This window comes from Enhygromyxa salina (assembly GCF_002994635.1).
Classification (GTDB): domain Bacteria; phylum Myxococcota_A; class Polyangia; order Nannocystales; family Nannocystaceae; genus Plesiocystis; species Plesiocystis salina_B.
Genome location: NZ_PVNL01000047.1, coordinates 71,398 through 95,334, shown reverse-complemented (window position 1 = coordinate 95,334; position 23,937 = coordinate 71,398). Strand labels below are relative to the sequence as shown.

The 23,937-nt window shown below is 69.7% G+C and carries 20 protein-coding genes; 8 read left to right on the top strand and 12 right to left on the bottom strand.

What is annotated here, in order from left to right; translation table 11 throughout:
• Together ENSA7_RS43550 and ENSA7_RS12165 are read left to right on the top strand one after the other, a co-directional pair.
• The coding region (locus ENSA7_RS43550; protein ID WP_181233670.1) for a hypothetical protein at positions 1-471 on the top strand (471 nt) is incomplete at its 5' end.
• Positions 472-520: 49 nt separating this feature from the next.
• Positions 521-886 (top strand): DUF533 domain-containing protein, encoded by a 366-nt coding sequence (locus tag ENSA7_RS12165; RefSeq protein ID WP_106089426.1) that lies wholly within the window; start codon positions 521-523, stop codon positions 884-886.
• Between the two features lie 2 nt (positions 887-888).
• On the opposite strand, the gene ENSA7_RS12160 is transcribed toward ENSA7_RS12165, so the two are convergent.
• Together ENSA7_RS12160 and ENSA7_RS12155 are read right to left on the bottom strand one after the other, a co-directional pair.
• Positions 889-1,800: a class I SAM-dependent methyltransferase gene (locus ENSA7_RS12160; protein WP_106089425.1), complete on the bottom strand. Its 912-nt coding sequence runs from the start codon at positions 1,798-1,800 to the stop codon at positions 889-891.
• Between the two features lie 338 nt (positions 1,801-2,138).
• Positions 2,139-2,828: a tellurite resistance TerB family protein gene (locus ENSA7_RS12155; protein WP_106089424.1), complete on the bottom strand. Its 690-nt coding sequence runs from the start codon at positions 2,826-2,828 to the stop codon at positions 2,139-2,141.
• A gap of 176 nt (positions 2,829-3,004) precedes the next feature.
• Between ENSA7_RS12155 and ENSA7_RS12150 the strand changes: the two genes are divergently transcribed.
• Together ENSA7_RS12150 and murG are read left to right on the top strand one after the other, a co-directional pair.
• Positions 3,005-4,828, top strand: a complete 1,824-nt coding sequence (locus ENSA7_RS12150) for a VanW family protein (protein WP_106089423.1) — start codon at positions 3,005-3,007, stop codon at positions 4,826-4,828.
• Between the two features lie 43 nt (positions 4,829-4,871).
• Positions 4,872-6,032: an undecaprenyldiphospho-muramoylpentapeptide beta-N-acetylglucosaminyltransferase gene (gene murG / locus ENSA7_RS12145; RefSeq protein ID WP_181233669.1), complete on the top strand. Its 1,161-nt coding sequence runs from the start codon at positions 4,872-4,874 to the stop codon at positions 6,030-6,032.
• A gap of 13 nt (positions 6,033-6,045) precedes the next feature.
• Here murG and ENSA7_RS42225 read toward each other — a convergent pair whose 3' ends face one another.
• Positions 6,046-6,813: a DUF1232 domain-containing protein gene (locus ENSA7_RS42225; RefSeq protein ID WP_146157611.1), complete on the bottom strand. Its 768-nt coding sequence runs from the start codon at positions 6,811-6,813 to the stop codon at positions 6,046-6,048.
• 172 nt (positions 6,814-6,985) lie between these two features.
• On the opposite strand from ENSA7_RS42225, the gene gcvP reads away from it, so the two are divergent.
• Both gcvP and ENSA7_RS12130 read left to right on the top strand, forming a co-directional pair.
• Complete coding sequence (gene gcvP, locus ENSA7_RS12135) at positions 6,986-9,922, top strand: aminomethyl-transferring glycine dehydrogenase (protein WP_106089421.1); 2,937 nt, start codon at positions 6,986-6,988, stop codon at positions 9,920-9,922.
• 14 nt (positions 9,923-9,936) lie between these two features.
• On the top strand, positions 9,937-10,419 hold the full coding sequence (locus ENSA7_RS12130) for a hypothetical protein (protein WP_106089420.1): 483 nt from the start codon (positions 9,937-9,939) through the stop codon (positions 10,417-10,419).
• Between the two features lie 22 nt (positions 10,420-10,441).
• Here ENSA7_RS12130 and ENSA7_RS12125 read toward each other — a convergent pair whose 3' ends face one another.
• Positions 10,442-11,833 (bottom strand): hypothetical protein, encoded by a 1,392-nt coding sequence (locus tag ENSA7_RS12125; RefSeq protein WP_146157610.1) that lies wholly within the window; start codon positions 11,831-11,833, stop codon positions 10,442-10,444.
• A gap of 74 nt (positions 11,834-11,907) precedes the next feature.
• Between ENSA7_RS12125 and ENSA7_RS12120 the strand changes: the two genes are divergently transcribed.
• A complete protein-coding gene (locus ENSA7_RS12120; protein ID WP_106089418.1) occupies positions 11,908-13,383 on the top strand; it encodes a lamin tail domain-containing protein in 1,476 nt (491 codons plus the stop codon).
• Positions 13,384-13,470: 87 nt separating this feature from the next.
• Here ENSA7_RS12120 and ENSA7_RS12115 read toward each other — a convergent pair whose 3' ends face one another.
• The 5 genes from ENSA7_RS12115 to ENSA7_RS12095 all read right to left on the bottom strand — a co-directional run bounded on the left by ENSA7_RS12115 (position 13,471) and on the right by ENSA7_RS12095 (position 20,092).
• Complete coding sequence (locus tag ENSA7_RS12115; RefSeq protein ID WP_106089417.1) at positions 13,471-14,889, bottom strand: leucyl aminopeptidase family protein; 1,419 nt, start codon at positions 14,887-14,889, stop codon at positions 13,471-13,473.
• A complete protein-coding gene (locus ENSA7_RS12110) occupies positions 14,889-15,647 on the bottom strand; it encodes a PP2C family protein-serine/threonine phosphatase (RefSeq protein WP_106089416.1) in 759 nt (252 codons plus the stop codon). The genes ENSA7_RS12115 and ENSA7_RS12110 overlap by 1 nt, the downstream gene beginning before the upstream one ends.
• Before the next feature lie 123 nt (positions 15,648-15,770).
• On the bottom strand, positions 15,771-16,814 hold the full coding sequence (locus ENSA7_RS12105) for an RluA family pseudouridine synthase (RefSeq protein ID WP_106089415.1): 1,044 nt from the start codon (positions 16,812-16,814) through the stop codon (positions 15,771-15,773).
• Between the two features lie 8 nt (positions 16,815-16,822).
• Positions 16,823-18,151, bottom strand: coding sequence for a molybdopterin molybdotransferase MoeA (locus ENSA7_RS12100; protein WP_106089414.1), 1,329 nt, complete (start codon positions 18,149-18,151; stop codon positions 16,823-16,825).
• Positions 18,152-18,172: 21 nt separating this feature from the next.
• A complete protein-coding gene (locus ENSA7_RS12095; protein ID WP_181233668.1) occupies positions 18,173-20,092 on the bottom strand; it encodes a transglycosylase SLT domain-containing protein in 1,920 nt (639 codons plus the stop codon).
• A 160-nt stretch (positions 20,093-20,252) separates the two neighbouring features.
• Between ENSA7_RS12095 and tatA the strand changes: the two genes are divergently transcribed.
• Complete coding sequence (gene tatA, locus ENSA7_RS45755; RefSeq protein WP_106089412.1) at positions 20,253-20,507, top strand: twin-arginine translocase TatA/TatE family subunit; 255 nt, start codon at positions 20,253-20,255, stop codon at positions 20,505-20,507.
• 63 nt (positions 20,508-20,570) lie between these two features.
• On the opposite strand, the gene ENSA7_RS12085 is transcribed toward tatA, so the two are convergent.
• The 3 genes from ENSA7_RS12085 to ENSA7_RS12075 form a co-directional block, all read right to left on the bottom strand.
• Positions 20,571-21,323, bottom strand: coding sequence for a hypothetical protein (locus tag ENSA7_RS12085; protein WP_106089411.1), 753 nt, complete (start codon positions 21,321-21,323; stop codon positions 20,571-20,573).
• Positions 21,324-21,455: 132 nt separating this feature from the next.
• Complete coding sequence (locus tag ENSA7_RS12080) at positions 21,456-22,574, bottom strand: MJ0042-type zinc finger domain-containing protein (RefSeq protein ID WP_106089410.1); 1,119 nt, start codon at positions 22,572-22,574, stop codon at positions 21,456-21,458.
• Between the two features lie 58 nt (positions 22,575-22,632).
• The gene (locus tag ENSA7_RS12075) at positions 22,633-23,382 is read right to left on the bottom strand and encodes a hypothetical protein (protein ID WP_146157608.1); all 750 of its coding nucleotides are present in this window, start codon (positions 23,380-23,382) and stop codon (positions 22,633-22,635) included.
• Positions 23,383-23,937 lie beyond the last annotated feature (555 nt).

The following is a 23,937-nucleotide window of genomic DNA, read 5'->3' as shown; positions in this document are numbered from 1 at the left end:
TGTTCGGGGGGTGGCGGGTCTCGCGCGTTTCTGCGCGGGCCGCAGGAGACGGCGGCCCGCCCGAGCGGGTGCATCGACACGCCCTTCATCGGCGGCGACGCCCACTCCGCGACCTCGGGGATCAGCTGCGGACGTGAGCGATCACCCGACGCCTCGCTGGTCCGCGGTCGCGTGGTCAGCGAAGAGCTCGGTGGTCTGCCCGGGGCCGGGATCGAAGGTGTGTGGGTGACGATTCACCCGCTCGACGATCACGCGTTCAGGCTCGAGGCGCTCCCGCCCATGATCTCGCAGGCGCAGACGGGCCCGCAGGGGGAGTTCGCGGTCGCGCTTGGACGGCGTCGCGCGTTGGCCTACGTGATCGCGGTCCGGACCGAGCCCGACAGCGCGCCGCTCACGGCCCGACCGGTCGAGGACGAAGCCGTCGACCGAGCCGCTCCGATCGTCTTGATGCTGCCGCGCGCACCCCGTTGAGCGGTGAGCGGCGCTTGCCAGCGACAGCCCCGACCGGGATCATCGCCGCGTGCCCCACCCGCAGGTCATGTTCATGCTCCGCCTGTTGGCGGCCGTCGGCTGGGCCGACGGTGAGTTCGCTGGTGACGAAGCCGAGGCGATCGAGCGCTTGATCGCCGCCGCCGAGCTCGATCCGAGCGAGCGCGAGACGGCGCGGACATGGCTGACCGCGCCGGTCGAGCTGGGCGAGATCGACATCGAGGGACTCAGCGAGAACCAGCGACTGGCGACCTACCAGGCGGCGGTTCGCATCGCGCTGATCGACGGCCACGTCCCCGACGCCGAGCGTGAGTTTCTCGATCGCGTGCGTGACGTGCTGGGCCTCGATCCCGAGCGGGCGCTCGAGATCGAAGCCGAGATGCCGCGCCACGACTGAGTTCAGCCAGGCTTCTTGAATTTGAGCGTCATGCGGTCGGACTCGCCGATCGCGTTGTGCTTGGCCAGCTCTTCCTCGGACTGCTCGACGCCCTTCTCCGGGCCCGAGAGGCTGGGCGGCAGGGTCCACACGCCGCTCGGGTGATCCTTGGTGTCCTTGGGGTTGGCGTTGATCTCGGACTTCTCGACCAGCTCGAAGCCGGCCTCTTGCGCGGTTGCGATGACCACCGACTCGGGCAGGTAGCCCTGCTTGGACGTCTGCTCGGGGTCGGCGCCCTCGGCCGCACGGTGCTGAACCACGCCGAAGATTCCACCGGGCTTGAGCGCCTTGAACGCGGCACCGTAGATCTGCTGGGTCTGGCCGTTGTTGTACCAGCCGTGGCTGTTGCGGAAGGTCAGCACGACATCGACGCTGCCCTCGGGCGCCGGCTCGAAGGCATCGTCAGCCGAGAGCGGCGCGATCGCGATCGTGACGTCGCCATAGATCTCGGGGGCCGAGTTGACCTTGTCCGCGAACTTCTGGGCCGAGCTGCCGTAGCGCTCGTGGGTGGTCGGCCAGTGGGTGACGATCAGCTTGCCCTGGTCGCGCAGGTAGGGGCCGAGGATCTCCGTGTACCAGCCGCCGCCCGCCGACAGCTCGACCACGGTCATGCTTGGCTCGACGCCGAAGAACTCGAGGGTCTCCTTCGGGTGGCGTTGGCTGTCGCGGGCCGCGTTGTCGCCCCGATGGGCGCCCGCGAGCACGCTGTCGAGATCGGCGAACGCAGGCTTGTCGCTGGTCTCGGCCTCGGTCTGCTTGGCCGGCGTGGTGTCGTCGGCGTTGACGGACTCGTCCTTGGTCTTGTCACAGGCGAACAGCGTCAGGGCGAGCCCGAGGCTCAGCGTGGTGGAGATGGTCAGACTTCGCTTCGACATGCGGGCGAAGGTACTGTTTTTGCCCCCCACGGGCATCCTGCACTTTGCCATGCACGTCCGCTTCGCGTCCGGTCGGTCGCTGGCGCTCCCTCGATGGGCTGGTTAATTTGTGCGCGGTGGTATGTGTGGCCCCCCAAGGGGGCTCTAACGCGTTGCTGGCGGTCGGTGACGTGGTGGTTGTCGATCTGCGCGCGCTGGGGTGCTGGCGGTTGCCCAAGGGGGCTCTCACGCCTTGTTTGCGGTCGGTGACGTGGTCTTTGTCGATCTGCGCGCGCTGTGGTGCTGGCGGTTGGTGATGTGTCGCCGATTTTTTTGGGGCTCCCCAGATGGGGGGGGAGCTAGATGGCGATGTCTCGGAGGCCGGCGGTCTTGGCGATGTCGATGTAGCGGGCGCGGGCGGCGTCGGCTTGGATGAGGGGGGCGACCAGCGTGAAGGCCTGGAGGCGGCGGGCGCGGGGCATGGCTGCGAGGGCGCGGGCGAGCTCGGCGCTGTCGACGGGGGGCTGGGTGGCGAGGGCGCCGAGTCGCTCGCGCTCGTCGTGGCTGGTGGGGAGCCGCTCGATGAGATCGAGGAAGGGGGAGTGGTCGTCTTCGTCGAGCGAGTCGTCGTTGGACAGACAGACGACGGCGAGCTCGGCGACTCGGATCGCGAGCTCTTGCTCGGCCTCGGTCCAGGCGGCGCGCCAAAACTCGAGCTGCATGGGCTCGACGCCGAAGCGCTCGGCGATCCGGGCGAGGACGACCAGCTCGGCGGCGCTGCGATCACCGTCGACCATGGCCATGGTCCAGGCTTGCTCGAGCACGACGCGGTGCTGGGCCTCGGGGGGATCGGGGAGGGCGGCGTAGTGGGCCTCGAGCCTGGCCTTGTCGCCGATCAGCGAGAGCCAGTCGGAGTAGTCCTCCTCGGGGATCTGCTCGTCGATGATCGCCATGAGGCGCTCGACCTCGTTGCCGTCGAGCTCGTCGTCGGCGTGAGCGATCAGGCCGGAGGCGATCAGGACCCACTCGGTCTCAGGGGACACTGGCATGGTGCGCGAGGGTAGCCGCGGTCCGCGAGCGCGCCAATGCCCGCCGCGGGGTTTGGGTCATGCGTGAAATTACTGAGTAATTCACGTGAGCTGCGAGCTGATAACCGCCTGGCCGGAATGTATTGTCTTGCGTCTGCGTCCTGAGACCGGCCCGACCCGGTCACCTGATCATCCATATGGAAAAGCTCGAGCCGATCGAGGTGGCCGTTCACCAGGCCAAGGTTCAGGTCCACCGGCTGCTGCGTTGGGTCGATGATCGTCGCGATCCCCTGACCCCGGCCCGGTCGGGTCGGCTGCTCGTGGATCTGCCGCTCGCGGTCGAAGATCGCAGCTCGCTGTGGACCACGGGACCCGACGCGGATCCGCGCGAGTGGCCGCTCGAGCTGGGGAAAGTCGAGAACTTGCGGGTGGCCGCGCGGGCGCTCGACGGGCTCGAGTTCGAGGCCCACCAGGTGTTCTCGTTCTGGGCCCAGGTCGGGCCGCCCGTGCGCGCGCGGGGCTACGTCGCCGGCCGAGAGCTGCGCGAGGGCTGCGTGGTCCCAGGCATCGGCGGGGGGCTGTGTCTGCTGTCCAACGGGCTGTACGGCGCGGCGCGGCGGGCCGGATTCGAGTTGCTCGAGCGCCACCCTCACAGTCGACGACCGCCGGGCTCGCGGGCGGCGTTGGGGGAAGACGCGACGGTGGCCTGGAACTACGTGGACCTGCGCTTCGTCGCGGGGCAGCCGTGGCGGCTCGAGGTCCGGCTCGATGCGCAGGCGCTGATCGTCGGGGTCCGAACCGAGCGCCGCCGCAACCCTGTCCGCGTGCTGCACGAGCGACGCGATCTCGAGCGTGAGCCCTCGAGTCTGCGGGTGAGCGGGCGGTGGGCCGGCGACGCCGGCCCGAGCTGCATGTCGTGTGATCGACCATGCGACAACGCCCGCCCGGGTCCGGCCACGCCAACCGCCACGCCGATCCGGGGGCGGCGAAGCTGGCTCGTGGACGCGGCGTGGCCGGAGTACGTCCGCCACGTGCGGGCCCACGCGCGCCCGCACGATCGCGTGCTGCAGCCGATCGACGGCGAGCTGCTCGGTCAGCGGCGCTACGCCTGGCCGCGGGTCGGTGAGCGCGTTCAGTTCCCGGTTCAGACCGTGGCTCGCTCGCTGCGTTCGCGCCGGTTGGCCAGCCAGGGCCCGGGTCGCCAGCGCGCGCTGCTCGAGGATGATCGGCGGCTGGCCACGGCGATGGCGGCGCGGCTCGAGCTCGAGGACACCGAGCTGGTCGTGGCGCAGAACCTGCTCGGGCACCTGTGGCGGCTGGGCGTGCTCGGGGGCCGACGGGTCAGCGTGTTGATGCAGCGGCTGCCGTTGCTCGAGCTGCAGGCCCAGCTCGACGAGGCCCACGCGCGCAACCCCGACAGCCCCACGCTCGCGGACTTTCGGGCGGATCCGTGGCTGGCCGAGGCCGAGTCGCGGGCGCTCGATGACGCGATCGAGCTGATCACACCACACGTGGGCGTCGCGAATTGCTACCCGGGCAAGACAACCGTGCTCGACTGGGAGCTCGGGTCTGGCGTTCGGGGTGGCCGCGCTCGCGTCCGCGTGCCCGGTCCGCTGCGGCTGTGGCTGCCAACTAGCAGCGTGGCTCGCAAGGGCGTGTGGGAGCTGCGTGACGCGCTGTCGGAGCCGGGGCTCGGTCGCGTCGAGCTGTGGATCGCCGGACGGGAGCTCGAGGGGGCCCGGTTTTGGTCGTCGTGCGTCGGCGTGACCGTGCAGCGCGGGAGCCCGGAGCTCGCCACGCTCGACGCGGTCGTGCTCCCCGCCTGGATCGAGCATCAGCCCCGCGCGCTGCTGCAGGCGGTCGCGGCGGGGGTACCGGTGATCGCCTCGAGCGCGTGCGGCCTGCCGGAGATCCTCGGTGTCCACACGATCGCCGCTGGCGACGCGACCGGCCTGCGTCGAGCTCTCACCGAGCTGCACGGCCCTGCGCTCGCGGAGCCTTCCCAGGGCGGGCGCGCGTGACGAAAACTTGGGCCACGCTCGACCCGTCCGGTATAGGATGGCCATGTCCACGCTCGCGATGAGCCACGAGCTGACCTCCTCTGTTCCTGCACGCACTCGTGCCCTACGCGTGATGATCGCGGGGGGCGGCACGGGCGGACACCTGTTCCCCGGGATCGCGCTGGCCGAGCAGGTGATGGCCAGCGGCGGCGAGGTTCGGTTCGTGGGCACCGAGCGCGGGATCGAGGCGAGGGTCGTCCCGGAGCTCGGCTACGGGCTGGATCTGATCGAGGTCAGCGGCATCAAGGGTCGCGGCCTCCGGGGCTTGATCTCTGGCTTGCTGCGCCTACCCAAGGCGTGGTTGAGCAGCCGCCGGCTGATCCGCGCGTTCAACCCAGACGTGGTCGTGGGCGTCGGCGGCTACGCCAGCGGACCGCTCGTCGCGACAGCGTGGATGATGCGCCGACCCACGGCGATCCTCGAGCAGAATTCGGTCCCCGGGATCACCAACCGGATATTGGGCAAGCTCGTGCGCCGGGTGTTCACGAGCTTCCCCGATCCGACCGGCCACTTCCCGGCCCACAAGTTGGTCCGGGCTGGCAACCCGATCCGCGCCGCGCTGATCGAGCGACTCGAGCAGGCGCGGGCCACCGCTCCGGCGACGGGCCAGGCGATGGGCGAGCGGCCTCCGCGACTGTTCGTGTTCGGCGGCAGCCAGGGCGCGCAGGCGCTCAACACCGCGATGATCGAGTCGGCGGCCGCGCTGGCCACGGCGCTGCCCGGCCTCGAGATCTGGCACCAGACCGGCACCAGCGAGCTCGAGCGCGTGCGAGCGGGCTACGCGAGCGCGGGTCTGAGCACGCCGCGGGCCAACGTGGTCGCGTTCATCAAGGACATGAGCGAGCCCTACGCGTGGTGTGATCTGGTGTTGTGCCGCGCGGGCGCGACCTCGCTGTCGGAGCTGGCGGCGGTCGGCTGTCCGGCCTTGCTGGTGCCGTTTCCCCACGCCACCGACGACCACCAGACCCACAACGCGAGGTCGCTCGTCGAGGTCGGCGCGGCGCGAATGGTGGCCGAGCGCGAGCTCGACGGCGCGCGCTTGGTCGCCGAGCTGACGGGGTTGCTCGGTGCGCCCGAGCAGCTCGCGGACATGCGCGAGAAGATGCTCGGCGCCGCCAAGCCGCGAGCGGCCGCCGACATCTACCGCTCGCTCGGCGAGCTGTAGCTGTAGCTGTAGCTCAGAGGTACTCGAGGGTCGCGTCGCGGTTGCGTCGGATCTGGGTCCCGTCGCGGAACTCGATCACGATCAGCCCGGTGTCCGTCTCGACGATCTGTCCCGCGCTCAGCAGCAGCGGCGAGTCGGTCACCCTGGTGGGCGTGTAATCGGGCAGCAACAGCGGCGGCGGGTAGTCTGTCGGCGGGTTCTCGATCAGCTCGTAGATCGCCCGCTCGACGATCGCGTCGGGCAGCGGCCGGGTGCGAAGCTCGAGCTCGGCCGCGAGCGCGAGCGCGGCCTCGATCGAGGGCAGCAGCGCGTCGTCGATCGCGACGCTCAAGTAGTGCACCGTGGTCAGATCTTCGGTGAAGTGATCAGTGCCCAGCACGTTGGCGGTCGCCAGCCTCGCCGCGCGCAGCACGATACAGTCGTCGACCAGGCCAAACCCGGCCGGGAGATCATCGCGGATCAGATCGTTCTCGCAGACCAGGTACGCGAGGGCCGCGACCCGAACCAGGCGCTCGCCCGCGCCCATGGTCGAGTTGTCCATCGATGACTGGAGCTCGGCGACGGCGTGGGGGAGCTCGCAGATCTCGCGCAGGTGGTCGGTCGCGATGGTCCGCGCGGCCATCCGCGCCGCGACGCTCGCGGCTCCGCCTTCGAGCCGCGCGAACAGATCGGGGTGCGACAACAACAGCTGCTCGGCGTAGCGCGCCGCGTCGCGCTGTGGCTCGAACTCGCGGACGGCGACGAGCTTGCGCGTGATCTGACTAAAGAGCTCCCAGCGCATGACCCGGATGATTACCGGCGCGAACGGGCGATCGCACACACACTCGGCGACAAACACGGACGCAGCCAGTGCCTTTGCACACACGTCCAGGCAGCGAGTGGCGGCTCGGGTACCAGCCTCTGGGTGGTCCGCGCGAGCAACGATCATTTACTGTCTGGCACGGGAACGATCGATGGCCGAAGGTACCCCCCGCTTCCTCGCCCCCTCTGATGTTTTTGTACGTCGCCACGTCGGTCCGCGCCGACGCGACGTCGAGTCGATGCTCGAAGTGTGCGAGGCCGCGAGCCTCGACGAGCTGATCGACCAGACGATCCCGGCGGCGATCCGGATGGACGGTCCGCTGGTGCTCGGCGGCGTCGAGCCCCGGCTCGATCGACCGCTCGGCGAGCACGAGCTGCTGACCTGGCTCGGGCAGCTCGCGTCGCGCAATCAGCTGCGCCGCAGCTACATCGGCCTGGGCTACTACGGCTGCATCGTCCCGCCCGTGGTCCAGCGCAACGTGCTCGAGAACCCGGGCTGGTACACGGCCTACACCCCGTATCAGGCCGAGATCGCCCAGGGCCGGCTCGAGGCGCTGCTCAATTTTCAGACCATGGTCAGCGATCTGACCGCGCTGCCGCTGGCCAACGCGTCGCTGCTCGACGAGGCCACGGCCGCGGCCGAGGCCATGAACATGGCCTACGCGATCGCCAAGCAAAAACGCTCGGTGTTCTTCGTCAGTCACCGGGTGCACCCGCAGACGCTCGCGGTGGTTCAGACCCGCGCCGAGCCGTTTGGGATCACCGTGCGGGTGGGCGATCCCGCGACCGCCGAGCTCGACAGCGAGGTGTTCGGCGTGCTCGTGCAGTACCCGGACACCGAGGGCAGCGTCGATCAGTGGGACGCGCTGGCCAGCCGGGCCCACGACGCTGGCGCGCTGTTGGTGGTCGCCACGGATCTGCTCGCGCTGACGCTGCTCCGAGCACCGGGAGAATTTGGGGCCGACATCGCAATTGGATCGGCGCAGCGGTTTGGCGTGCCGATGGGCTTTGGTGGTCCGCACGCCGGGTTCATGGCGACCCGCGAGGAGCATCGCCGGCAGATGCCGGGCCGGATCATCGGCGTGTCCAAGGACGCCGACGGTCAGCAGGCCTACCGTATGGCCCTGCAGACCCGCGAGCAACACATTCGCCGCGAGCGGGCGACGTCCAACATCTGCACGGCGCAGGTGCTGCTGGCGATCATGGCCAGCATGTACGCGGTCTGGCACGGGCCCGAGGGTCTGCGCCGGATCGCCCGGCGCGTGCGGGGGCTGCAGCTGCTGTTGCGCGCGGAGCTGTCGGCGCTCGGTTATCAGTGCCCCCACGAGCACGCGTTCGACACCCTGCTGGTCGCCGTCCCAGAGTCGGGCACGCCCTTCCCAGACGCGCCCAGCCTCGCCGACGCGGCCATGGCCCAGGGCATGGATCTGCGCCGGGTCGATCAATTCCGACTGAGCGTGAGCCTCGACGAGACCACGACCCTCGCCGACATCGAGCGGCTCGTGGCCGTGTTCGCGGGCAAGCCCGCCGAGGGCGGCACCGTCGATCTCGCAGCCAAGGCCGCCGCGGTCGCCGATCAGCTCGAGTTCCCCAGCGTCCACGCGCGCAGCTCCGCGTTCCTCGAGCACCCGGTGTTCCACGTTCACCACGCCGAGCACGAGATGCTCCGCTACGTGCGGCGGCTCGAGGCCCGCGATCTGTCACTGACCAGCTCGATGATCGCGCTGGGCTCGTGCACGATGAAGCTCAACGCGACCTCGGAGATGGTCCCGGTCACGTGGCCCACGCTCGCCAACATTCATCCGTTCGCGCCCGCGCAATTCGTCCAGGGCTACGCGGGCCTGCTGACCAGCCTCACCCAGTGGCTGTGCGACATCACCGGGTTCGCGGCGGTCTCCTTGCAGCCCAACGCCGGCTCTCAGGGTGAGTACGCCGGGCTGCTGGCGATCCGTGGCTACCACCGCTCGCGCGGGGACAATCACCGTCGCGTGTGCCTGATCCCAACCTCGGCGCACGGCACCAACCCGGCCAGCGCGGTCATGGCTGGCATGCAGGTCGTCGTGGTCAAGTGCGACGCGCGGGGCAACGTCGACGTCGATGATCTGCGGGTCAAGGCAGACAAGCACGCCAACGAGCTGGCCGCGCTGATGGTCACGTACCCCTCGACGCACGGCGTGTTCGAGGCCCGGATCCGCGAGATCTGTCAGATCGTCCACGACCACGGCGGGCAGGTGTACCTCGACGGCGCCAACATGAACGCGCAAGTTGGGCTGTGCCGCCCCGGCGACTACGGGGCCGACGTCTGCCACCTCAACCTGCACAAGACCTTCTGTATCCCGCACGGCGGCGGCGGTCCGGGCATGGGGCCGATCGGCGTGGCGCTGCACCTCGCCCCGTTCTTGCCCAGTCATCCGCTCGCGCCGTCCGACTCGCTGGGGGCGGTTGGCGCGGTCGCGGCCGCGCCCTACGGCAGCCCGCTGATCTTGTCGATCTCGTGGGTCTACATCGCGCTGATGGGCGGCTCGGGCCTGGCCCACGCCACCAAGGTCGCGATCTTGAACGCCAACTACATGGCGGCGCGGCTGCGGGATCACTACCCGCTCCTGTACGCCGGGCAGAACGGGCGCGTGGCCCATGAGTTCATCCTCGATCTGCGGCCGTTCAAGCAGTCGGCCGGGATCGAGCCCGAGGACGTCGCCAAGCGGCTCATGGACTACGGCTTTCACGCGCCGACGATGTCGTTCCCGGTCGCGGGGACCTTGATGATCGAGCCGACCGAGAGCGAGTCGCGGGCCGAACTCGATCGCTTCTGCGAGGCGATGATCTCGATCCGTGCAGAGATCGCCGCGATCGAGTCCGGCCAGCAGTCGCGGGTCGACAACCCGCTCAAGCGCGCGCCGCATACCGCCGCGGTCGTGTGCGCGGACGCGTGGGATCGCAGCTACACGCGTCAGCAGGCCGCGTTCCCGCTGCCGTGGGTCGCGGCCGCCAAGTTCTGGCCAGCGGTCGGGCGCATCGACAACGCCTACGGCGACCGCAACCTGGTCTGCACCTGCCCGCCGCTCGACAGCTACGAGCCAGAGGGGTAGTCCCAGGGCCCTCAATGGCGACCCTCGTCTACGGCGTGTTCGCGCAGGAAGCCGCGGCCGACCGCGCGATCACGGAGCTGACCCGCAACGCGCCCGAGCACCCGGCGTTCGCGGTCCAGAGCCACGCGCGCGGGCCACTGAGCGGCGACGACCTGCCCGAGTCGGCCACGGAGATCGGGCGCAACACCATGATCGCCATGGTCGTCGGTGGCGTGGTCGGGCTCGTCGTCGGCCTGGTCGCAAGTAGCGGGTTCGACGTCATGGGGCTGACGCCCGGGATCGGTGCAGCCGGGGGGCTCGTGACGGGGACCTTGTCGGGCCTGCTCGCAGGGATGATGGCGGGGACTCGGCGACCGAAGGCCGCGCTGGTCGAGGCTGCGGAGGGGCTCGAGTCTGGGGCGGTGTTGGTGACGATCGAGGTCACCGACACGGGGCATGTCGAGCTGGTGGAGGGGATCCTGGTCGAGGCGGGGGCCGAGCTCGTCGACCGTTGCTAGCGCGACGCGGAGTCCGAGCTCGTCACCTGCGGTAGTCGCTGTCGCTGCCGTCCGGCTCGCTCTCGCTCTCGTCATCGTCATCGTCGTCGTCATCGTCATCGAGCTCGGTCGGCGGGCATTGACCGGGGTAGTCGACCGCGTGCGGATCGCCGCAGACGAGCGTGGGCTGGGGCCGCGCGGGTGGGGGAGGTGGTTCGCCGAGGACCCGCAGCGGGCTAGACGGCGGCCTCGGAAACACGCCGAGGTACTCGATCGTGGCGTCCGCTCGGCCGTCGACCGTGTGTCCGCGCAGGGCGAACACCAGCAGATCCAGGCCGTCGGCGCTGGCCCATACGCACCACATCAAGGCTTCGCCAGTGCGCACGGCGGGGACCATGCGGCGGTCGATCTTTGGGCAGTGCAGCTGCAGCTGACCGGACAGGCGGCGGGCGGTCTGACGCAGGGCCTGGATCGCCGCGGTCCCGCCGTCGCTGAGGATCGCGCGACCCGAGAGCTGGCGGCGATCCGGGAGACCCCAGCGGGCGCCGGGGCCGAGCCGCTCGGTGAACGCGGCGAGATCGTTGGCGGCCGCGGCGAGCAAGACGTGATCGACGAGCGCCGCGGCGGCGCGCGGCAGCGGGTAGTGCGTGGGCATCGCGGCGTCGCTCGACATCGCGGCGTAGCGGGCCAGGAGGCTGTCCGGCTCGATCGCAGCGTCGCTTGGCGCGTCGAATTCGAGCCGGGGGAGCGGCGTGATCGGGGCGTGGACGGGGGCCGCTGCAGCCATCGCGGCGAGCACCGGGCGCATGTGTTCGACGTCGCAGGTCGCCTTTTCCCAGCTCAACCGACGGGTCGCCGACCAGCCGGGGATCAGCGCCCAGCGGTGGGTCTCGCTGGTCGAGATCCACGTCATGGGCAGCTCCGGGTGGGGGCCAGCCTCGAGCGCGGCCCCCTCGTGCAGCGCGATCGCGGCCTCGAACCCGAGGTCGACGATCGGCGTCAGCCTGAACTCGCGGGTCTGCCCATGCGCGTCCTCGAACCGATGCACGCACGCGAGCTCCTCGGACTCGCCGAGGTACGCACGAAACCCGCAGCTGCGAGCGAGGAGCGCGGCGTCCAGCCCAAAGTCGCTCTCGCAGCAGCGCGCCTGCCCGGTCGAGGGTGAACCCTGCAAGCTCATGTCGCGCGACGTACCTGCGTAGAGGGTGCACGCGGGTGAGGAGATCTCTGCAGGAGCCGAGCTTCGGGCTGGCCGCTCGGGCTCGGCAGGCACGACACGGCAGCCGAGCAGCGCAGCCACGCCGACGAGCAGACCCGTGCGCGCGATCTCGATAATTACCGCTGCTGGACGGCTGAAGTGGCGCGTGGTTGCGCCCGCGCCTCGTTCGGCGAGCCTACGTGCGTTCGTGAGGATCGTCGTCGGCGTTGCAGGCATGTGACGAGCGTGGGGGCCCAAGTGTAACCGCGGGAGGATTTTCGTGGGGGCCCGCAGCGGTTAGGTTTCGGGCCATGAAGTACGCATACGCGAGCACGCTCCTGGTCTCCTTGGGATTGATCATCGCCCCCGGCTGTAACGGCGACGACGTGACGAGTACCGGCGGCACCGAAACCGACACGACCGGCGACGGCGACGGCGACGGCGACGGCGACGGCGACGGCGACGGCGACGGCGACGGCGACGGCGACGGAGACCCGGGAGACGGAGACGGGGACGGGGACGGGGACGGCGATGGAGACGGCGATGGAGACGGCGACGGCGACGGCGACGGGGACGGGGACGGGGACGGCGATGGAGACGGAGACGGAGACGGAGATGGAGACGGGGACGGCGACGGCGATCCCAACCTCGACGACACGGTCTACGAGATCCAAGACGGCACGATCCCATCCGACGCACCAGTCGACGTCGACGGCGTGTGGGTGACGGCGGTCCGGCAAAACGGATTCTTCGCGCAAGAAGAGGCCGGCGGCGAGTACAGCGGCGTCTGGGTCTACGTCAGCGACATGGGCCCCGACATCTCGGGCCTCGAGATCGGCGATCTCGTCGACATCGAGGGGACCACCAGCGAGTTCAACGACGTCACCCAGATCGACGCGAGCGCCGGGACCGTGGCCGAGGTCGGCCTGCTCATGGACCTGCCGCTGCCCGACGCGATCACGGCCGCGGACATCGAGGAGCCGTGGGAGAGCGTCTACATCCGCATCGAGGGCATGGACATCCCGGTCACCGCGCTGCTCGGAAACGATGAGTTCGAGATCGATGATGGCGCCACCGCGATCATCGACGACTTCATGTTCGCGATCATGGCTGACCCCATGAACTTCCCCGCGTTTGGCGTTGGGGCCTCGTTCACCGCGATCCAGGGCATCCTCAATTTCAGCGGCGGCGAGTTCAAGCTCGCGCCGCGGTTCGTGGCTGACGCCGAGGGCTACATCGAGGCCCCACCCTCGCCGTTTGGGAGCGTCGACGACCTGCTGCCGGGTGATCTGGTGATCACCGAGATCATGTACAACCCCAATTTCTGCGGGTCCGAGCCGGCCTGCGAGTGGATCGAGGTTCACAACGTCAGCGGCCAGGACATCGACCTGCTCGGCCTGCGCATTCAAGACGAGAACTTCAACGACATGAGCGAGGGCGAGGTCATGGACTCCGTCGGCTTGATCGACGGCGGCTACGCGTGGCTCGGCAAGGGGCCGGACATGAACTGGTCCTACGCCAACGCGCCGGACGCGTTCACGGGCTCGAACCCGTCGTTCAACAACAGCGGTGACGATCTGGCCCGGATCCTCAACACCCTCGAGATCCTCGACACGACCGCGCCGTACCAAGCTGTGCCGGCTGGCAACGGGGCCTCGTGGCAGCTGCACAGCGGCTCGCTCGACGCCGTCGCCAACGACGATCCGAACAACTGGTGCTACTCGACCAACGACTTCGACGGCGGCGAGTTCGGCACCCCCGGTGGGCCCAACGACGCCTGCTTCTAGGTTTGGTTGTGAGGCCGCGAGCGCAGGGGCATCTGACGGTGCCCGTGCGCTCGACGCTTTTTCACCCCTGGCGCGGGGCTGCGTGGCTCAGGCGCTCGCGTAGCGGCGCCGCAGCATCTCGAACATCGCGCGGACGCCCATGATCTCACCGCCCGCCGGCCGGCCCGGCCGCGTCTGAGCGTTGTAGGCCATGGTGTCGATGTGGACCCACTTGGTCTTGCGCGACACGAACTCCTGCAGGAACAGCGCGGCCGTGATCGCCCCGCCCTCGCCGACGCTGGCGATGTTGTTGATGTCGGCCACGCGGCTGTCGAGGTGCCGCCGGTAGCTGGCGTACAGCGGCATCCGCCACAGCTGGTCCACGGTGTCGACCCCGGCCGCGAGGATCTGCGCGGCGAGCTCGTCGTCGTCGCAGAACAGCGCGGGCAGCTCGGTCCCGAGCGCGACCCGGGCCGCGCCGGTCAAGGTCGCAAAGTCGATCAGCAGATCCGGCTGCTCGGCGTCGGCCTCGGCCAGCGCGTCGCACAGGATCAAGCGGCCCTCGGCGTCGGTGTTGCCGACCTCGACGGTGATGCCCTTGCGGGTCTCGAGCACGTCGAGCGGGCGGAACGCCTCGGCCGAGATCGCGTTCTCGACCGCGGGGATCAGCATTCGCAGGCGCACGGGCAGCTGCGCGTCCATGACCATCTGCGCGAGCGCGAGGACCGAGGCCGCGCCGCCCATGTCCTTCTTCATGAACTTCATGCCCGACGCGTTCTTGAGGTCGAGCCCGCCGCTGTCGAACACCACGCCCTTGCCGACCAGGCTGAGCTTGGGCGCGTCCGCGTCACCCCAGCGCAGGTCCAGCAGCCGCGGCGCGCGGGGGCTGGTGTCGCCCACGCCCTTTCCGACCGCATAGATCGCCGGGTAGTTGGCGGTGACCAGCTCCAGACCCACGATTGTCTCGAACGTGGCACCGTGGGTCTCGGCCAGGACCTCGGCCTGATCGGCGAGCTCTTTGGGCCCGAGGTCCGCGGCCGGGGTGGTGACCAGATCCCGACCCAGGTAGGTCGCGTTGCGCTCGCGGGTCACGGCCGCGCGATCGACCTGGGCCGGCCAGACCAGGGTTGGCAGGTTCTTGCTGGTGTCCTTGCGGGTCAGGTAGCGCTCGTAGCGATAGCAGCCGAGCGCCCACCCGAGCGCGGCGTCGTGGGCGACCTGCGGGTCGAGATCACCCTCGAGCTGGTAGCGGCCCTTGGGCAGCTTGCCCGGCAGCGCCGCGAACGACCACAGCTCGGCCTTGCTGGGGTCACGGCTTGGCTTGCCGAGCCCCAGGACCACGCGCATCAGCGAGCCATCGCGCCCCGGCAGCAGCGCGACGTTGCCGGCGTTGGCCTTGTACCCCGTCGACTTGAGCCACGCCTGGGTGGCCTTGGGTTGGGCCTTGAGCCACCCGGTGTAGGCGGACCGGGTCAGGGCGACGATCGGGGTGGTCTTGGCGTTGGCGCGCGCGGTGAAATTGTCCATCAGTCTACGAATTCTACCAGCAGCGAGGTGATGTTGTCAGAGCCGCCCTGCTCGTTGGCGAATCGGATCGACTCGAGCACCGCCTCTTGGACGTCTTTGGCCATGATGCGACCGAGCGCCTTGTCGTTGAGGTACCCGTGAAGCCCGTCGGAGCACAGCAAGATCCGGTCACGCGAGAACAGCGGGATCGGCAGGGTGTCGACCTCGACGTAGTCCTTGTGGCCGACGGCGCGGGTGATGACGTTGCGGATCCGGGAGCGCTTGGCCTCTTCGGGGGTGATCAGCCCGTGCTTGAGCTGATAGTTGACCAGCGTGTGGTCTTCGGTGAGCTGCGAGACACGATCGTCGCGCGACAGGTACACCCGCGAGTCGCCGACCTGGCCCACGATGCCGAGCGAGCCGGCCACGTAGAACGCCGACGCCGTCGTGCTCATGCCCCGCTGGTCTGGGTTGAGCTCGCCGAGCGAGTGGACCATGTAGGTCGCGTTTTGGATCGCCCCGCGCATCAGCTGGCACAGCTTGCCGACGCTCTCGGGCGTCTGGGGCTCGGCGCGCAGCTCGTTGAGGGTCGGCTCCTCGCGCTTGAACCACTCCCAGATGAAGTCGACGGCCTCGCGGCTGGCGATCTCGCCCCGGGCACGACCACCAACCCCGTCACAGACGACGAACAGGCCAAGCTCGGGATCAGCGAGGAAGGCATCCTCGTTGTGCGAGCGCTTCAAGCCCACGTCGGTATGCCCGAAGTAGCGAACGCGCATCCAGGCGATTGTATACCCTATTTGGCCGCACGCGCATGGAGGGATCCTGCACTGCGCACCTGTGGCCCGTGAGGCGCGATAATAAACCTGTGCTCGGCCGCCCCTGTTGGCAGCGATGCCGAGCTAGCTCGACGGTGCTCGGGGTGGCCAAAAGCCCAGCGGCGGCGGGGCGTACACCGGTCGCTCTCCCGGACATATCCCGCTGAGGTCCAGCTCGAACGCGTGTAGGTGGATCGCGGCGCGGGCCGTGGTTGCGGTGCCATAGATCGGGTCTCCGAGGATCGGCAGGCCGATCCAGGCCAGGTGAACCCGAGCTTGATGGCGGCGGCCGGTCTCGAGCATCAGGCGGACCAGCCAGTGCGGACCGTGCTGCGCGAGCGGGAGTACGACCGTGCTCGCGCGTCGGCCCTCGAGCCGCACGGCGCTGCGCTTTTGACCATCGGGTCCGATTGCAGACCGGATCCGCACCCCCTCGGCCCCGGTGAGGCGCTCGGTGTCAGCAAGGACCGAGCCGAGCTGCGCATCGTCAAATTTGCCAGCGGCCTCGCCGGCCAGCGCCAGCCAGCCCTGCAGACCGCCCGCCGGCATCAGCGGCGGCCACGGGAATGGTTGGGCGGTCGGCGAGCAGACCGCGAGGTAGCACTTGGCGACCCGCTCCTCGCTGAACCCGGCCCGCGCGCGGCTCCACGCCTCGCGCGAGCGGGCGAACGCGACGACACCCGATGTCGGCCGGTCGAGCCGATGGACCGCGCCGGCTTCACGAGGATCCTCGGATGCCTCGGCGCAGTCGGGGAACGCGGCCGCGACGGCGGTCGCGAGCACGCCCGGCTGGGCCGGGGTCAGGGCGACCGTGTGGACGCCGGCCGGCTTGTGCACATAGATGAAGTCTTCGGTCGAGGCCAGCAGCTCGAGCTGGTCGAGGGCCGGCGCCGCGAGATCTTCGGCGAGCTCGAGCTCGAGCTCGAGTCGCTGGCCCGCGCGCACCCGGGTCGCGGGCGGCTGGCGCTGGCCGTCCACCCGCAGCTTGCCAGCGCGGGCGAGTGAGCGGGCCTGGCGACGCGAGAGCGCCGGGATCCGCCGGCCCAGGACCACGTCCGCGCGCTCGTCGGCGTCGGCCTCGGTGACCACACAGCTGACCCGTCGCGGATCGTTTGTTTGCTCGCTCATACAGGTTGTCACTCTCGCAAGATCAGCGCGTCGAGCTGCTCGCCGGCCTCGACCCGCAGGCGCCCGGCCGGGACCCGGACCAGCGCGTCGAACCCGGCGATCGAGCGCAGCGCCCCCGACAGCTGCTTGTCCAGCGGCAGCGCCCGACCGTCGGCGTCGAGTTTGGCGCGCACGAAGTGCTCACGCCGACGATCCCCCTCGGCCGGCCCGCTGAGCTCGACCACCCTGCGCGGCCGCAGCCAGCGGTGGCGGGGCAGCCCACTGAGCGCGCGGATCAGCGGGCGTCCAAACAGCTCGAACGCGACCAGGGTGCTGGCCGGGTTGCCGGGCAGCGCCAGGACCAGCATCCCGGTGCCGGGCCAGCGCCCTCCACCTGGGGGGAGCTGCCCGTAGGTCGTTGGCCGGCCGGGCCGCAGCGCCAGCTTGCGAAACCGCCGCTCGAACCCGAGCAGCTCGAGCACGGGCAGCATCAGATCGTGATCGCCGACCGAGATCCCGCCGCTGGCGATCAGCAGATCCGCGTGGTCGCGGGCGTGCTCGATCGCGGCGCGGACGGCCACGGGCGTGTCGGCGACGCTGCCCAGCTCGATCGGCTCGCCGCCCGCTTCGCGGATCTGGGCCGCCAGCAGCATCGCGTTGGTCGAGACGATCTGGCCGCGCCCGGGTGTCTGACCGATTGGGACCAGCTCGTCCCCGCTACTCAGGATCGCAACCCGCGGTCGGCAATACACGCCAACGGTAAAATTGCCGGTCCCGGCCAGCAGCGAGGCTTCGCCGCCCGCGATCTCGGTCCCGGCGTCGAGCAGGAGCTCGCCGTCGGCCACGTCGCTGCCGGTCGGGCGGATATGTCGGCCCGGCGCGACCTCGCGCAGCGCCGTGGCAGACAGCTCGATCACCACGCGGGTCCCGGGCGCTCCGGCTCCCGGCTCGCTCGGCACCGCGATCCGACGGGTGTCCTCTTGGGCGATGACCGCGTCGGCCCCCGCCGGAACCACCGCGCCGGTCGAGATCCGCGCGCAGGTGCCAGGCTCGAGCTCGTCGCGCGCCGGATGGCCGGCCGCGCTCTCGCTGCCGACCAACAACACCACGGGTGCGTCACCCTGGTCGCGGGCCGCCAGCAGATCCCGCGTGCGGACCGCGTAGCCGTCCATGATGCTCAGCGGCGCGCTCGGCAGCGGCCAGCGGGCGTGGCACGGCTCGGCCAGGACCCGACCGATCGCTGCCTCGACCTCGACCTGCTCGCGCGCGAGCGGCTTGGGCCCGCCGTCACGGTCGAGATCCGCGAGCAGCAGGGCCGTGGCCTGGTCGACGCTCAGTTCTGAATCTTGGTTGGTCACGTGTGTTGGTCGGGTGGGGCGCTACTTGTCGTCGTAGCGCTTGCCTGGCGCCCGCGACCGCTCGGCGGTCGAGGCTTCGCGGGTCTTGTTGGTGTTCGCGGACTTCTTGGCTGGCGCGGGCGCGAGGCTGCTGGCGATCTCGAGCTCGGCCGTGAGCGTGGTCGGACGGGGCGTCGGCGCCTCCACGGTTCCGCGGGTCTTGTCGGTCGCGACGTAGATGATCACCAGCTCACCCTCGCTGATTGGGTGGTTGCGCTCGACCCCGTTGATCCGCGCCAGCGAGCCAAGCGAGATGTCGAACTGCTTGGCGATCTTCTTGAGCGAGTCGCCCTTGCCGACCTTGTAGCCGCGCCGCGCCAGCTCGCGGTCGGCGAGCACCGCGTCGAGGTGCGCCGCCGTGCCGCGGACCACGTGGCGGACCTCGCCGACCTCGCTGACCAGCACGCCCTTCGCGGCCGCGTCGAAGTCTTGGCCAACGATGATCTGGAGCATCTGCCCGTCGACCAGGCGCGCGTTGGGGTCGAGGTCGTTCCAGCTGACGATCTGCTGCCACGCGAGCCCGAAGCTGGTGGCGATCGCCGTGCTCGAGCTGGCCCGGGTCACGCGAAAGAACACCAGCTTGCTGCCGCTCGGGACCGCCACCTGCGGGACCGCGACGACCGGCGGCAGCGGCTTGGCGTTGGGATCGGGGGTGGCGTCGGCCGGGACCACCAAGGTGACGCCGCCGATGATCTCGCCGCTGTCGTGGATCGCGTTGATCTGGCGCAGCTGCTTGTTGGTGAGGCCATAGCGCGCGGCGACGCTGTCGAGATCATCGCCGAGCCTGACCGTGTAGGTTGTCCAGCGCTGATCGGGTGGAGGCTCGAGCGCGCCGCCGAGCGCCTCGAACTCCGCGTGCTTGGCCCGAGGGATCCGCACGGTGACCGGCGCGCCATCGGGCGGGGTCCGCCCGCGCAGGTACGCGGCGTTGACCTCGGCGAGCAGGTCTTCGTCGAGCTCGAGCGCCGCGGCGAGGTCCTCGATCCGGGTGCCGGGCGCGATCTTGACGTCGATCAGCTCTAGCGGGGGCGCGACCGCACCGGTGACGCCGAATGCCTCGCGGTTGTGCCCGACGATCGCCGCGGCGATGATCTTGGGCACGTAGTTACAAGTCTGGCGGGGCAGGGCGTTCTCGATCTCGATCAGCGCCCAAAAATTATTGTTGTTGTTGGTGCGGATGCTCTGGACCACCAGCCCATAGCCCGCGTTGTAGGCGGCCAGCGCCAGCTCCCAGGTGCCAAACCGAGTCTTGAGGTCTGCCAGGTAGGTCGCGGCCGCGTAGCCCGAGCGCTCGAAGTCGAGCCGATCGTCGATCCAGTACTCGGTGTCGAGCCCGTAGACCTTGGCGGTGGCCTCCATGAATTGCCACATGCCCGCGGCGCCGACCGACGAGCGCGCGCTGGGATCGAAGCCGCTCTCGATCATGGCCACGTAGACGAGATCCTCGGGGACCCCGACCTCGGCCAGGATCGCCCGCAGTCGGGCCTCGTAGCGGCCCATGCGGTTGAGCCAGATCGAGATCGAGCGCTGGCCTCGGGGGTCATCCTTGAAGTAGCGCAGGTACTCGACCGTGGCTTCGTTCCAGCGGACCGGCAGATCCGGGAGCGTCAGCTGCTCCATCCAGGCCTCGGGCGGCTTGTTGATGATGGTCTGGCGTGGCGCCTGGCCCTCGGGGAACGCGGTGGCTTCGAACGCCGCGAGCTGGTCACGCAGATCGCTGTCCCAGCGCCGGTCTGGGCTCGCGTAGGCCACGTGGATCGACGCGTTCGTCGGCCGATCGCCGCGCACCAGCATGCGGGCGTCCGCGCTGGCCCACACGGCCTGCTCGGGATCCCAGCTCGGTCCGATCTGGATCTTGCCCTCGTCGCCCGGCCCCGCGACCGCGGCGGTCGCTGGCAGCACGGCCAGCATCAGACCGACTAGCGCGGTTTCCGCTGCGCCGACACGCCAACGACGGGGCACCGAGCCCGAGCGGAGCACCCGTTCGTGCGAGTTCAGCGGTGTGAGCGGGTCCATCGGCCCCACGCTAGCAAAGCGCTCGGAAGAGGACTACCTTGTCGCCATGCTCCTGGGTTTCACCCTTGGCCCTGCTGAGATCGCCGTCATCGTGTTGGTCGTCGTGCTCGTGTTTGGGCCCTCGAAGCTGCCCCAGCTCGGCTCTAGCGTCGGGAAGATGTTTCGTGGCTTCAAAAAAGAGATGAAGTCCATGAACGAGGACGACGCCGCGGACTCGGACGACGCCGCGCTCGACCGCCCCAAGCCGGGCGAGATCGACGTGACCCCGGCGACCGCCAAAGAGAAGAAGTCCGCGGGCTGAGGGCCGCGGGCTGAGGGCTCCTGGGCCTGCCTGGTCGGCATCCCGCCTGGTCGGCATCCCAAATTATTGCGGACGCGCGAGGCGTCGGCGGATCGCCTCACCGACCCGCTCGGGCAGCGTGTGGTCGCGGCCTAGCTCGCGCAGCTCGACGCGGTTGAGCAGGCCCACCAGGCGCAGCGACGCGGCCTCGGGCAAGTTGGGGTTGCGGATCAGCGCTCGCCGGACCCGGGCCCGGCAGTTCCAGCGACGGTTGAGCAGCACGATCCGAAGCACGGCAGGGCTCGCGCGGCGGGCCGTGGCGATCCGCAGCACGTCGTCCTCGGTCAACCTCGGGTTGCGCAGCAGCAGCTCGACCACGTCCACGTGGGGATCGACGAGCAGCCGCTCGAGGACATCTCGCTTCCACGTGCGGGCCAAGCTCTTGCGCTCGCCGAGCGTCAGCGGACGGGTCCCTGGCACCAGCGGCCGCGGGGCCGCGGCGACCTCGTCGAGCTCCTCGGCGTGAGTCGAGAACAACAGCTCCTTGCACGACTCGAGGCCCTGGCGCTCGGCCGCCTCGAAGATCGCGCGACGGTCGGCGTAGGGGAGCCGCTCGGAGCCCGCGAGATCGATCGCGGCCAGCAAGCTCAGGTCATAGGGCGGGCCACCAGCGCGACCGGCGGTCGCCAGCGCGTCCAGCAGCCACGCGGCCGCCTCGGGATCACGCGCGAGCAGCAGCTCGCACAGCGCCGCCGCCCGCATCTCGGGCTCGGGCAACACCGCGAGCCGACGGGCGACGTCGTACGCGTCCCCGGGTGCCTGGACCGGGCTGACCATGGTTTATCGGATCGGCGGACAGGTGGCTGGCCCGCCAGCAAGACTATGGCTGACGTTGGCCGCCATGGCCACGCGCAGCCCCGACGCCCACCCCGCAGAGCCAACCCCGCAGATCCAGCCGCGACCGCGGGGTCAGCCGTTGTCGTCGTCTTTGCCGCCGTCTGCGTCGGCCTTGTCGTCGTCGCCACTGGCGTCGCCCGGCTGCTCGGCGGTCGGCGCTGCGGGGACCCCAAGGTCGACGCCAAACTGCTCTTGCAAGAGCCGCCGCGGGTCGGGATCTTGATTGACGATCAGCGACCAGGTCATGAGCCCGCCGACCAGCAGCAGCAGCAACAGCAGCACGACCTTGAGGACGGCACCGAGCACGCTCTTCTTGGGCTTGGCCGCGTCCTGGGCCGCTTGCTTGCCGGGATCTTTGCCCGCCTGCTGGGCCGGATCCTTCAGGAGATCCTGGGCCGAGTCCTCGAGGGCGACCGTTGGGGTCGCGTCAGCTGGCGTCGGCGCCGTGCTCGAGTCGTGGGCTGGGGTGTGCGGCGGACGGTGGACGGGCTGCGGGCGCTCGGGCACCATGTCGGGCACGTCCATCTCGACGTCCTGGACATCATCCATGTCGACCGCAAAACCGTCGTCGAAGCCATCGTCGGAGGACTCGAGCTGCGCGCCGGGCTCAGCTTGCGGCGCAGGGCCCACATGGGTCGAGATATGGGCCTCGGCCTGAGCTGCGTAGTCCGCGGGCTCGGGCTGCTCTGGCGGCGTGAAGTCGGTGGGCTGGCGGACCGGCGGCGGCGCGGTCTGGGCGATCAGCGTGGGTCGCGGGCGCGGGCGCGGGCGCACGGGTGGCTTGGCCGACTCGAGCTCTGCAGCGGGCGGGGTCGCGGCGACGGGCTCGGACGTGGGCCGGGAGGTGGGAACCCGGACCGGCTCAGGGCGAGACTCGACCGCGGGCTCCGGGCGTGGCTCGGGAGCGGCGACTGGCTGCGCCGTCGGTTCGGGCACCGCCCGCAACTCGGGCCTGGCGTCGTGCGGCGCGAAGCCGCCGGCTTGCTGGCCGACCGCCTCTCGATACGCGACCTCAGTCCGGAAGCCCTGCGCCAGCTTCATGCCGGCCTCGCGCAGCGAGGCGTCGTTGGCCGCCTCGAAGTCGAGGATCATGCGGAAGCTGCAGGTCGGGCACTCAACCTGCACGAGCGCCGCGATCTGGCCGTCAACGACCTGAAAGGGGCTCGTGCACTCGGGACAGGCGATGATCAAGGACAGTCTCCGCGGGGGTCTTGCCGAAAGTCTGAACTATCCGAATTAGCAGTCCGGCTCAGAAGTCCAGGCCGAAGGACACGGTGTACTGCTGTTGGAACCCCGAGCTGTCCGTGACATCCCCGGTCGCTGCGCCCGAAGTCGAGCCGCCGGGGGGGACGAACATCGCCTCGAGCCCGATCCGCAGCACGCTGAAGATGAAGCGCATCCCCACGTAGGGCCGATGGCGCAGGATCACGTCTTGCTGGCGAAACACGAACTCCGACTGCAGACTGCAGTCTGGATCGCCGTTGTCGCACGGCACCGAGCCCTCGCTGAACTCGTCGTGGCCGGGGGTCGAGTCGAGGATCCCCGTGCGCGAGAACACCAACAGCGCATCGTAGCCGGCGTAGGGCGTGATGTTGAAGGTGCTGCCGACGCCGAACACGTGGGACAGCGACGCGCCGACGGAGATCGTCGTCATGTCGAGGTCCTTCGAGCCGAGCAGGCGCGAGAACATGCCGCGCAGCGCGATCGACGGGATCGGGAGGTGGTGGAAGCCCTCGTGGAGCGCGACCTTGCCGTAGCCGGCGATGGTCCACATCCGGCTGTCCAGCAAGTGGGTCGCTCCGGCGCCGATCTCGATGCCGGGCCACAGGCCCTTGCGACCCATGATCTGCAGCGATGGCGCGACGTTGTTCGGGCTGCCCCGCGTCGTGTCACGCCAGTAGTCGGCGTCCCCGCTGAGGGTGTTGATGGTGACGTCGGCAGACACCGCGAAGCCCGACAGACCCAGGGAGTCTGCGGGATCGACCGGCCTCGGCGCCATGAGCACCCCGACTTCAGACGATAGGGACCGAAACGCAGCGTTATCCTGCGTCACGGTACCGTTGTTGGCGTCCACCTGGCCAAGTGGCGTCAGATCGAGATCGTATTTGCCCGCTTGCGCCTCAAAAGAGACGGTTAGAGTGGCCACCAGAGCGGACAAGCAAAGGAACCTTCGCGGCATGCAGTGCTCCGGGAGAATCGACCAGAGCGTAGCCCGCGCCCGGTTTTGATGTCAAGGATTGCACGTTCGCCAAGCCTTCGAGATCGCTGTCGATTTGAGTTGCCGGCAGTCCCGCCAACTCGCTCGATCGCGTTACGTAGCCGTCAGTTGACGCCCATCGCCCTCGAACTCGGGTTTTTATCCCAGCGCGGCGCGTGTGTTTGGGGGCGATGAAATTGTGGGCCGATCTGCCCGCGGCCGGGGTCGGCCCGGGGGCGTGACACCCACGCTTGCTCGACGTGGGGCTTGGCAGTAGCGTCCCGAGACGCCTCGGCGAGTTTCGTGCAGGATTCCAACAGCAAGTCACGACCGTCTCGCGCGCGCGCTCGCGGACCC

Coding starts and splice junctions, on each gene's coding strand:
- ENSA7_RS12160 (WP_106089425.1), bottom strand. CDS start 1,800: ATGTCGAAGCGAAGTCTGACCATCTCCACCACGCTGAGCCTCGGGCTC.
- ENSA7_RS12155 (WP_106089424.1), bottom strand. CDS start 2,828: ATGCCAGTGTCCCCTGAGACCGAGTGGGTCCTGATCGCCTCCGGCCTG.
- ENSA7_RS12150 (WP_106089423.1), top strand. CDS start 3,005: ATGGAAAAGCTCGAGCCGATCGAGGTGGCCGTTCACCAGGCCAAGGTT.
- murG (WP_181233669.1), top strand. CDS start 4,872: ATGTCCACGCTCGCGATGAGCCACGAGCTGACCTCCTCTGTTCCTGCA.
- ENSA7_RS42225 (WP_146157611.1), bottom strand. CDS start 6,813: ATGCGCTGGGAGCTCTTTAGTCAGATCACGCGCAAGCTCGTCGCCGTC.
- gcvP (WP_106089421.1), top strand. CDS start 6,986: ATGGCCGAAGGTACCCCCCGCTTCCTCGCCCCCTCTGATGTTTTTGTA.
- ENSA7_RS12130 (WP_106089420.1), top strand. CDS start 9,937: ATGGCGACCCTCGTCTACGGCGTGTTCGCGCAGGAAGCCGCGGCCGAC.
- ENSA7_RS12125 (WP_146157610.1), bottom strand. CDS start 11,833: ATGCCTGCAACGCCGACGACGATCCTCACGAACGCACGTAGGCTCGCC.
- ENSA7_RS12120 (WP_106089418.1), top strand. CDS start 11,908: ATGAAGTACGCATACGCGAGCACGCTCCTGGTCTCCTTGGGATTGATC.
- ENSA7_RS12115 (WP_106089417.1), bottom strand. CDS start 14,889: ATGGACAATTTCACCGCGCGCGCCAACGCCAAGACCACCCCGATCGTC.
- ENSA7_RS12110 (WP_106089416.1), bottom strand. CDS start 15,647: ATGCGCGTTCGCTACTTCGGGCATACCGACGTGGGCTTGAAGCGCTCG.
- ENSA7_RS12105 (WP_106089415.1), bottom strand. CDS start 16,814: ATGAGCGAGCAAACAAACGATCCGCGACGGGTCAGCTGTGTGGTCACC.
- tatA (WP_106089412.1), top strand. CDS start 20,253: ATGCTCCTGGGTTTCACCCTTGGCCCTGCTGAGATCGCCGTCATCGTG.
- ENSA7_RS12085 (WP_106089411.1), bottom strand. CDS start 21,323: ATGGTCAGCCCGGTCCAGGCACCCGGGGACGCGTACGACGTCGCCCGT.
- ENSA7_RS12075 (WP_146157608.1), bottom strand. CDS start 23,382: ATGGCGCCGAGGCCGGTCGATCCCGCAGACTCCCTGGGTCTGTCGGGC.